Here is a 10,117-nt window from a genome sequence, read left to right on the forward strand (position 1 = left end):
GCTCGCCGGTGAGCTTCACGATCTCGCCGTCGATGCGCACGCGGGAGAAGCCCTCTTTCTGCAGATCGGCGAAGAGCTTCGTGAACTCGCCCTTGCGCCCGGCCACCACGGGAGCCAAGATGATGGCCTTGGTGGCCTCGCCCTGGGCATCGTTGCCCAGGCGCAGAATTTCATCGGTTACCTGGTCGGTGGTTTGCTTCTTGATCTCGCGACCGCACTCGGGGCAATGGGGAATGCCCACGCGGGCAAACAGAAGACGCAGGTAGTCGTAGATTTCTGTGGTAGTACCCACCGTGGAGCGCGGGTTTTTCGAGGTGGTTTTCTGGTCGATGGACACCGCCGGCGACAGGCCGTCGATGGAGTCCAGGTCGGGCTTCGACATTTGCCCCAGGAACATGCGCGCATAGCTGGAGAGGCTCTCCACATAGCGACGCTGGCCCTCGGCATACATGGTGTCGAAGGCAAGGCTCGACTTGCCCGAGCCAGAAAGACCGGTGATGACCACCAGTTGATCGCGGGGAATGGTAAGGTCGATGTCCTTCAGGTTGTGCTCGCGGGCGCCCTTAATGACAATTTCATTGGCCATAATGTGCTGTTGTTCCCTCTCAGACGTAAAGCAACGGACGCCAGAAAGGCCGCCCGTTGCCCAAATACTTGTTTCGCCTGCGTATTGTAGCGAGAACCGTCGCGAAAGGCCATCAATTTAGCAAACTTTTGTTCGTGTTCATGAATTTCGCATAGATGAGCCGACAGATAATCTCAGCGCGTTGCACTACCCCCTCTACAGCGTTGCCGCCGCAGGCTCCTCTAAGGTAGCGGGGGCGCTTTCGCTGGCCGTGGGAGCACTCGGCTCGACGCCCTTCATCTTGTGGAACTTCTTCAGCGTCAAGCGACTGCTGCTGCGCTGCGCCTGCGGTGCCCGCAAGGAAGAGCACACGAACACGCTCGCTGCCACCAGCAGGGCTACCATGACGAAGAACACCACCGGGTACGACGTCGCGCCGAGCAGCGCCCCGGTGCCAAGGCCGGTCACGGCCGATCCGGCGTAGGCCACCAGGTTCACCGAGGACAGGATAGCTGACACCTGCAGCACGCTTACCTCGAGCAGCAGCATGCGCAGCGACGTGGCGACGCATACGCCCATGGCCACGCTGAACACCGCACATACGGCCATAAAGCCGTATTCCTGCCCCGTGCTCACCAAGCCGCCCATGGCCGCCGTGGTTACGGTTACCACTACCAGGCTCGCCACCAGCGCACGACGGGGATTCATGCGCGCCACCAGGGGTGAACCTAGCAGCGAGGGAGCCATGACTAGGGCCAGGATGAGCGAGCCGGCCATAGGCGAGGTCTCCCCGAAACACTGGTAGGCAATGGGAGCGGCGAAGGACTGGAAGAAGTTGCTCACCGTCCAGGTGACGACATAGCACACCCCCACTACGGCAAAGAGCCGGCGATGGTGGGGCGGAATGAACAGGCGGGGCCTCACCGAAGCGCGCAGCGACACCGTGCGATCGAGCGGCTCGTGAATGATCGGCAGCAAGAACAGGCAGACCGCCAGCACGGCGATCATAACGCCGTAAATGATGCTCAATCTCGGCACGAGCCCGTAGAGGATGCCCACTCCCACCGAGCCTACCATGATGCCGAACATGGAGCCGCAGCTGGCCACCGTCGAGCCCCAGCTGAGGTGCTTCTCCCCCACGCAATCGATAACCAGCGCTGACACCGCACTCATGCCGAAACCGGCGGCCAGGCCCTGCACGAAGCGCGCCGCAAGCACGTCAATGCCGCTTTCGGCACGCAAGAACATAATGCACCCGAGGATGGCCAGCATCACCGTCAAGCTGGTAATGGGCGTGCGCCCGAAGGAATCCGAAATGCGTCCGGCAAACAACAGCGTCAGCGCCACCGCCGTCAGATACGTGAACATGGTGTTCGAGATATCGGCCGTGGTCAGGCCGATGGTTGCCTGATAGTCGGCGTACAGCGGAATAGGTACCGCCGTCGAAGCGAAGATGGCCATGAACGTGACCGTCGCCAAAATGAAACCGCGCAGGGACTGAGCGTCCGAGAGCTTTGCCTTCTGCATCCTTTCCTCCGTGAGAACGAAACTGCCAGCCAACCTTCACGGGAACGGAAATCCCAAGAAGGTGAGCGCAGTATGAACCCCTTGAACGGGGAATTCAAGAGAAAAGGTCAACTTTTCCACTCGGCGACAAATCCCCTCCGCTGGACGCGCCCTCATTTTCCGGACGTCACCGTTTCTTCACGCCAAGCAGGACAAAACAAAGGATGTGAGGAGCAACTGCGCGCGTCATTTTCGCGAGCTCATCGAGCTCAGCGCTACATGATGGCGTGGCTGGCCGTTTGCATGAGATAGGGAATGTAAGCGAGCACGACAAGGGCCGCCCAGAACAACATTTTCGCCTTCTTGCGACTCATGGCTCCTCCCTTCAACGGCGACATCCGGGTCTTCGCGCTTCAGCGAAGAACACTTAACCTCATGTCGCATTCTGAAGGAGGAAAGCCTCAGAAACGATGCGCGCCCAGGAACCGTGTCGGCCGCGCAACCGAGCTGAAACCAGCCGCAACCGCCCTGTTCACAAGCTGTCAAACAACCCGCTCCTAGGCGCGCGGATGAGCCAGACCATGCACGCTCTTCATGCGATCCACGGAGACGTGAGTATAAATCTGCGTGGTGGACAGACTCGCATGACCCAGCATGTCCTGCACGCTGCGCAAGTCGGCGCCGCCCTCCAGCAAGGTAGTGGCAAACGAGTGGCGCACAGCATGGGGCGAGAGGCTCTCGTCAAGACCCGCCAACCCCAGCACGCGCTTAAAGCGCTTGCGCAAGCTGTCGGCGCTCATAGGGTTGCCGCGATTCGAAATGAAGAACCGGTCGCTCTGCCTCTCCCCCAAAAGCTGCGGGCGCGCCTCCTGCAGGTAGACCTCCATGGCCGCTGCGGCGCCGCGGCTCAACGGGATGAGCCGCTCCTTGGCGCGCTTGCCGAACACCTTCACTTCAAGCGCGGGAAAATCCACCCAAGACACCAGCAGTCCCGAAGCCTCCGAGATACGGGCGCCGCAGGAGAACAGAAACTCGAGAAGCGCCTGGTCGCGCATATCGGCCGACGTCTGCTGGCGCGGACGCCCCTCTTTGTCGACCGGCCCTACCGCCGTAAGCAGGGCGCGCATGTCCTCAACCGACATGACCTTCGGCAGCCGATGCGCGCTCTTCGGCGCCTGCATGACGCTGATAGGATCGTTGTCGGTGCGACCCTCGACATTGAGCCAGCGGAAGAACGATCGAAGTGCCGACATGTGCCGCTTGATGGTCGTACGCGCATATTGAGCCTGATCGAGCTCGGCTAAGTAACGGCGCAGTTGGCGATAGGTGACGGCCAGCGGATCGATTCCCAGGCGCGTCGCCCAGCGCAGGTAGGCCAGCAGGTCATCGCGATAGGCGCGCACCGTGTGCTCGGAAGCCCCCTGCTCCACCACGAGCATGGCGCAGAAATCGTCCACGTCGCTCCTGCGCGGAAGAGCGGCATCGTCAGGGAGCGCCGCCTGCCGATGAAACACCATGAGCCCCCCTACATCTCCGAGGGGGTCATGAGACCGGCCTTATCGAGCGCCGCGCGATAGGAGGTCAATGCCGCGTTTGCCCGGTCGGCGTAGGCGCGATAGCGCTCCTTCTTATTGCGGATGCGCGGCTCGAAGGGACGCATGATGCCGAAGTTCACGTGCATGGGCTGGTAGTCGACGGTTGTCTCCTCGGTGGCGTAGTGCAGCAGCGCCCCGTAGACCGTGTCGACCGAGAGCTCGGGCAGCGGCACCCCACGCAAATCGGCCGCCACCGCCAATGCGCCGTGCAGTCCTGAGCGAATAGCCTCGCAGTACCCTTCCGTACCGGCCAGCTGGCCCACCACATACACGGGAACGCCCAGAGTCTGCGCCTGCGGAGTGACCAGGCGATTGTGGTTGTCCAGCAGACGCGGCGCATCGATAAAGGTGTTGCGGTGCATGACGCCGTAGCGAGCGAACTCGGCATGCTCCAGCCCGGGGATCATCGAGAACACGCGGCGCTGCTCGGGGAAGGTGAGGTTCGTCTGGAAGCCCACCAGGTTGTAGCTGGTGCCGAAGGCGTCCTCAGCCCGCAGCTGCAGAGCAGCCCAGGGACGACGCCCCGTACGCGGATCGGTCAGCCCCACGGGCTTCAAGGTGCCGAACCGAGGCGCATCGTGGCCCGCCCGGGCAATCTCCTCGATGGGCTGGCAGGCCTGGAAGAGGTCCTTCGACTCGAAATCCTTCTTAATGACGCGCTCGGCACCGAGCAGCTCTTCGATAAACGCATCGTATTCCTCACGGGAAAACGGTGCGTTCAGGTAATCGCCCCCGGCTTCGGCATCCTCATAGCGGCTCTGGCGAAACACCTTGTCCATGTCGATGGAGTCCGCCATTACCACCGGCGCCGCTGCGTCGTAGAAGGCCAGGGCGTCGCGCCCCGTCAGGTCCATAAGCGCGGACGAGAGGCCGTCGGAGGTCAGCGGACCCGAGGCCAGCACGAGCGCGTCCGTTTCCTGCGCCAGAGCCGCCAGGTCCACCGCCTCGCCACGCACTACCTCGATACGCGGATGGGCGAGGATGCGCTCGGTGATGTCGGCAGCGAACTGCTCGCGGTCGACGGCAAGCGCCCCGCCCGCTGCGACGGCATGGCGCTTCGCTGCTGCCAGCACGGGTGACTCCAGCACCGTCAGCTCTTCCTTCAAGAGCCCCGCCGCGCTGTCCGGCTTCATGCTCTTCAGGGAGTTCGAGCACACGAGCTCGGCGAACTGATCGCTGTGATGCACGGCCGTCGGCTGGACGGGACGCATTTCCCACAGGCGCACGGCAAAGCCGCGATTCGCTAAATTCAAAGCCGCCTCGCTGCCCGCAAGACCGCCGCCGATGATTGTTACGTGGTGTGTCATGGCTCAACAGGATACCAAATAACATCGTCTCCACGGCAGTCAAATTGGAGCGGGACGGCCGCTGTCCACAAACCATCTCGTTCATCGTCAACCTCTTTTCTGCATTACGCCCGCCGGCCCGTAGCGGCCGTCCGGGTACTGAGCGATCAGCCCGTCGCGCTGGGCCGTGGTCAGCCACACCATCAACCAGGTAAAGGAGTCCTCGCCGGGTCGAGCCGCCTGGGCCAAGTTGCGCAGCGCCTCCATACCCAAGGGCTCCGCCTGCAAAGCCTCAAGTAAAGGATCGGCGCGCGTCTCCACCCCCGAAGCCGCAGCGCGGCCGCAGCCTGCGACCTCCTCGCCTGCGGGATAGCTCAGGCACCCAAAGGTTTGAAGGAGCGCCTCGTCGAAGCTTTCATCGTCGACAATGGGCAGTGCCCCCTGGTACAGCAGGCGATTCGACCCGCGCGAGCTGGCCGATGTGATGGCGCCGGGCACCACCCACACCTCCCGGCCGGCCGCCAAAGCCTCGTCGGCCGTGGAAAAGGTGCCCGACGGCAGCCCTGCCTCCACAATGAGGGTCGCGCGGGCCAAACCGGCGATGAGGCGGTTGCGCGCCCGAAAGGTGTAGCCCTGGGGCGGAAAGTCCCAGGGATGCTCTGACACCACTGCTCCCCCGCCTCGAACAATGCGCTGGAACAGCCCGGCATTCTCAGCCGGATAGATCTGGTTGCAGCCGCCGCCCAGAAAGGCCACGGTGGGCGCTCCAGCGGCAAGGGCCGCCTCGTGGGCCACGGCATCGCAGCCGCGCGCCCCTCCCGAGATGATGGCCACACCCCGTTCAGCGGCGGAGCAGGCAAAGCGCTTGGCTGCCGCGCGCCCATAGGGCGTGGCCCTCCGCGCTCCCACCACCGCCAGGCCCTCCTGCAAAGCCGCCGGATCACCGACGCCGTACAGGCGCGACGGCGGATCGGGAATAGTCGTCAAAACTCCGGGAAATCCCTCGTCGTCGCGTCCCAACTCGAAACGAGGGCCCTCCAATTGCATTACGCGAACTCCCATTACCTCTCTCCTATTCCCTCGCGCACGCGAAAGTTCATTGCCTCGGCCACGTGCCCGGCCTGCACCTCTGGCGACTCGGCCATATCGGCGATGGTGCGCGCCACCGACAGCGTGCGCACCATCGCCCGGCCGCTCATGGCGTGAAGCTCGGCCACCGATACCAGAAGACGGCGCGCCTCGTCGGTGAGCGCGCATCGATCGACCGGCGACACGGGAGCGCACTGGGCATCCCCTGCGTGCTGCGATCGCCAGGCGGCAAAGGCACGTCCTACCATGACGCCCTCGCGCAGCTGATCCGACGACGTGCCACTGCCCGCTTCGAGCACCTGGCCCGGAGGAATGCGCCGCACATCGAGGTGAAGATCGATGCGATCCATAAGCGGTCCGCCGATGCGGTTCTGGTAGGCATTGATCTGCGGCACCGTGCAATGGCATTCGTGACGATCGTCCCCGAAATAGCCGCAAGGACAGGGGTTGGAGGCCGCCACCAGCATGAAGCGCGCGGGAAACGTCACGGTGCCATCGGCGCGCGTGAGGCACACCACGCCCGACTCCAGGGGTTGCCGAATGCTCTGCAGCGCCGTAGTGCGAAATTCAGCCAGCTCATCCAGAAAAAGGACCCCGTGGTGCGCCAGCGAAATCTCACCGGGCCGGATAGGCGTACCGCCGCCCACAAGTCCCGCCTGGGTGGCGCTGTGGTGGGGGCTGCGGAAGGGGCGCTGTCCGGCGATGATGTTCTCGATAGGCTCGTTGGCCACCGAGTGCACCACCGCCGCCTCAATGGCCTCGTCCATGGTCAGCGGCGGCAGAATCGAGGGGATGCGCGAAGCGAGCATGGTCTTGCCCGAGCCGGGCGGCCCCATCATCAACAAACCATGGGAGCCGGTGGCAGCAATCTGAAATGCGCGCTTCGCCACCTCCTGACCGGCGACTTCGGAAAAATCGACAGTTGATCGAACCGCATCGGCACGGGCGGCGCGCCCGTGGGGCGCGAGCACTACAGCTGCTCCGCCTTCCTGGGCCAGCTGACCCAGATGACGCAGCGAGAACACCGGCACCTCATCGAGGGGAATTGGATCGCTTTCCTGAGCGCAGACAAAGCTGAAACCTTGCTCGCGGGCGCAAATGGCGCACGCGAGCGTTCCCGAAACCGCCCGCACCCGACCCTCCAGCGAGAGCTCGCCAATGTAGAGCGTGCGCTTCACCCAAGCAGGATCGATCTGCTGGCTGGCCGCCAAAATGCCCACGGCCAGGGGCACATCGAACCCCGATCCCATTTTGCGCACGTTGCTGGGGGCCAAGTTGATGACGATCTTCTCGTTGGGCACCGTGAAGCCCGCCGCGCGAATAGCGGCCTTCACGCGCTCCCGCGCCTCCTGAATGGCCGCATCGGGCATGCCCACAATGGAGATGCCCGGCAAACCGCCCGATACGACCACTTCGACCGAAACCGGGATGACCTCCACGCCGCGCACCGTGGCGCTGAGCACCGTGCACTGTCCATGTTGCATAGCTTAGCACCCGCAAAAGGCACCGACGTGATGGCGGATGAGCGCGCGGCCGCCGCGAACGACCACCACGGAAACGACGTCGAAGCGCACAGCTACTTCGCCGACATAATGGTCTTGCACGTAGGCCAAGGCGATGTTCTCGTACTTGCGACGCTTCTTCTCGTTGACGGCATCGGCGGGAAAGCCCTTGTCAATGCCGTGTCGCGTCTTGACCTCCACGAAAACAAGGGCGTTGCCGTCCATGGCCACGATATCGGCCTCGCCGGCAAAACAGGTCCAGTTGCGTTCAAGAATGACAAAGCCGCGGCGGCGCAGGAAATCGGCGGCCGCTTCCTCACCGCGACGGCCCAGCTCCTTATTGCGCTTGCCCGTCTTCTTGTCCGCAACTCCCTTGCCCTTGCCCTTACCCGAGGGCTTGCCCTTGCGAGCGTCAGCTTTCGCTTCGCGAGGCTGCTCTTCGCAGGGGAAGTCCTCGCCCCAGAAGACAGCGACGTCTTCCCCGTCGAAAAACTCTTCGTAGATGCGCGGTTGTTCCATAGCGGTTGCTCCTTTCGTCAAAACGAGAGGCAACCCTATGGCTCGATTGCTCCTTGCCATTCGGCGCAGAACCGCATGAATGCCGTCAAAATGTCGCTTTCTCGCCGCATCCGCGGCACACCAAAAACGCGATCGCTGCTAAAAGAGCGTCTCCTGGGTAAAGGCCGTGCAAAAGCTGCGGCGATGCAGCGGCGTCAGGCCAAGGCGCTTGATCGCCTCGGTGTGATCGGCCGATCCATAGCCCTTGTTCGAGGCGAAACCGTAGCCAGGAAATTCCCGATCGTAGGCTTCCATAAGCTCGTCGCGGGCCACCTTCGCCACCAGCGACGCTGCGGCAATGGCGGCACACTTGCCGTCGCCTTTGACGACGTTGATCTCGCGCTCATCGAGATGCAGCGGGTTCCCGTCAAGCAAGACGACGTCCACCGCCACGCCCTGGCGCTCCACCTCGGCAATGGCGGCTCGGAAGGCCTGGCGCAGCGAGGCGGTCATCCCCTGGCGATCGATCTCGGCGGGCTCGATGTACTGCACGGTCCAGGCCAGGGCCAACTCGCGCACCTGAGCCGCAATAGCCGTACGGTCCTCGGGCTTCACCTGCTTCGAATCGTTCAATCCCGCAATAAGCGGCTCAGCAGGCAGCACCACGCCGCCCACCGCCAAAGGCCCCGCCAAGGGCCCGCGGCCGACCTCGTCAAGCCCGAGCACCACCGTGCCTCCGCGCTCGGCCGCCAGCGCCTGCTGGTACTCGTAAAGCCCCCGCAGGCGCACCGCCTCGGCCCGCTCGGCTTCCAAGCGGCGGCGCGCTACTTCCACCGCGCTGCGCACTCCCTTGCGGGTGTCGGCCACCAACGAGCGCTCGAGCACGGCGAACTGGGCCTCGTCGGCCTCTTGCAGTTTGCGGCGAATCTCAGGGACGGTGAGATCGATCACGGAATGCTCCTTCAGTGCGTGACGTAAAAGAGCCGGAAACGGACGCGGAACGAAGCCACGCCTTCCAGCACATAAAAAAGGCTCCCGAAGGAGCCTTTTCAAAACAAGAGAAACAAGGCCTAGCGGAAAGCCTTCTCCTTGATCTTCGCAGCCTTGCCCACCTTGTTGCGCAGGTAGTACAGCTTGGCGCGACGCACATCGCCCTTACGAGTGACCTCGATCTTCTCGATCTTCGGGGAGTGCACGGGGAAGGTACGCTCGACGCCCACGGAGAAGCTGATCTTGCGCACGGTGAAGGTCTCGCGGGAAGAGGCGCCCTGACGACGGATGACGTCGCCCTGGAACACCTGAATACGCTCGCGGTTACCCTCGGTAATACGGTAGTGGACCTTAACGTTGTCGCCCACGTTGAACTCGGGGAGGTCCTGCTTGATCTGCTGCTGCTCGATAGCGCGAATGATATCCATTGCCATGTCCTTCTATATTCACCGTTGGTCTTGCATCAAATTTGGTTTGGACGCGATTTGACAGTATATCGCCCTGCCGCACCCCGTGCAAGGGGAAATTTCCCCTCCTTCGAGGAATGTCCACGAACGGCCTGCACGGCACGGCGGCCGTTTGCGGGGGCCGCCCTCCTACTGACGATTCGGATCCTCGGTGTCGGTTTCCTGGGCCACGAGCATCTGCTCGAACATCGAGGCCGTGGCTGTGAAATCGCTCGGCAGCACCACCGTGGACTGGCGGCCGTTGCGGGCGAACTCGCTCATCATGTCGGTCCACTGGGTAAAGATGAACAGCTGGTTGGCCTCGGCTGCCGACACCCCGGAGCTCTTGATAACGGCCAGGGACTCCGAAATGCCGTCGGCAATGGCCTTGCGCTGGGCGGCAATACCGCGACCCGCCTGTTCCATGGCCTCGGCACGGGCGCGGGCCTCGGTGACCACCTTGATACGCTCAGCCTCGGCCAGCGACTGGGCCGCTTCCTTCTCGCGCTGGGCAGAGTTGATGCGGTTCATGGACTGCTCCACGTCCGCGGGCAGGTCGATGGAGGTAATCAGCGTGGACACCACGTCGTAGCCGTAGGCCACCATGAGGCTGGAAACCGTCTGGTTCACATCGGAGGCA

9 protein-coding genes and 1 pseudogene are annotated in these 10,117 nt (G+C 63.3%); all 10 read right to left on the bottom strand.

Going from position 1 to position 10,117, the window contains the following annotated elements; all coding sequences use genetic code 11:
* Positions 1 to 589 (bottom strand): annotated as a pseudogene (locus tag QZ307_RS03965) (excinuclease ABC subunit UvrA); the annotation flags it as partial.
* A 192-nt stretch (positions 590 to 781) separates the two neighbouring features.
* Positions 782 to 2,092, bottom strand: coding sequence for an MFS transporter (locus tag QZ307_RS03970; protein ID WP_295996191.1), 1,311 nt, complete (start codon positions 2,090 to 2,092; stop codon positions 782 to 784).
* A 536-nt stretch (positions 2,093 to 2,628) separates the two neighbouring features.
* On the bottom strand, positions 2,629 to 3,588 hold the full coding sequence (locus QZ307_RS03975) for a tyrosine recombinase XerC (RefSeq protein ID WP_295996194.1): 960 nt from the start codon (positions 3,586 to 3,588) through the stop codon (positions 2,629 to 2,631).
* 8 nt (positions 3,589 to 3,596) lie between these two features.
* Complete coding sequence (trmFO, locus tag QZ307_RS03980) at positions 3,597 to 4,973, bottom strand: methylenetetrahydrofolate--tRNA-(uracil(54)-C(5))-methyltransferase (FADH(2)-oxidizing) TrmFO (RefSeq protein ID WP_295996196.1); 1,377 nt, start codon at positions 4,971 to 4,973, stop codon at positions 3,597 to 3,599.
* An 87-nt stretch (positions 4,974 to 5,060) separates the two neighbouring features.
* Positions 5,061 to 6,014 carry a DNA-processing protein DprA gene (gene dprA, locus QZ307_RS03985; RefSeq protein WP_295996200.1) on the bottom strand — a complete coding sequence of 318 codons (954 nt, stop codon included), beginning with the start codon at positions 6,012 to 6,014 and terminating at the stop codon, positions 5,061 to 5,063.
* A complete protein-coding gene (locus tag QZ307_RS03990) occupies positions 6,014 to 7,525 on the bottom strand; it encodes a YifB family Mg chelatase-like AAA ATPase (RefSeq protein WP_295996203.1) in 1,512 nt (503 codons plus the stop codon). Before QZ307_RS03990 ends, dprA begins: the two co-directional genes overlap by 1 nt.
* Positions 7,526 to 7,528: 3 nt before the next feature.
* Entirely contained in the window at positions 7,529 to 8,062 is a 534-nt protein-coding gene (locus QZ307_RS03995) for a YraN family protein (protein ID WP_295996206.1), read from the bottom strand.
* Positions 8,063 to 8,200: 138 nt separating this feature from the next.
* Complete coding sequence (locus QZ307_RS04000) at positions 8,201 to 8,989, bottom strand: ribonuclease HII (RefSeq protein WP_295996297.1); 789 nt, start codon at positions 8,987 to 8,989, stop codon at positions 8,201 to 8,203.
* Positions 8,990 to 9,111: 122 nt separating this feature from the next.
* Positions 9,112 to 9,459, bottom strand: coding sequence for a 50S ribosomal protein L19 (gene rplS, locus QZ307_RS04005; protein WP_275207598.1), 348 nt, complete (start codon positions 9,457 to 9,459; stop codon positions 9,112 to 9,114).
* A gap of 168 nt (positions 9,460 to 9,627) precedes the next feature.
* Positions 9,628 to 10,107: an SPFH domain-containing protein gene (locus tag QZ307_RS04010; protein ID WP_295996211.1), complete on the bottom strand. Its 480-nt coding sequence runs from the start codon at positions 10,105 to 10,107 to the stop codon at positions 9,628 to 9,630.
* Positions 10,108 to 10,117 lie beyond the last annotated feature (10 nt).

Source organism: uncultured Adlercreutzia sp. (assembly GCA_910585575.1).
Taxonomy (GTDB): Bacteria; Actinomycetota; Coriobacteriia; order Coriobacteriales; family Eggerthellaceae; genus Adlercreutzia.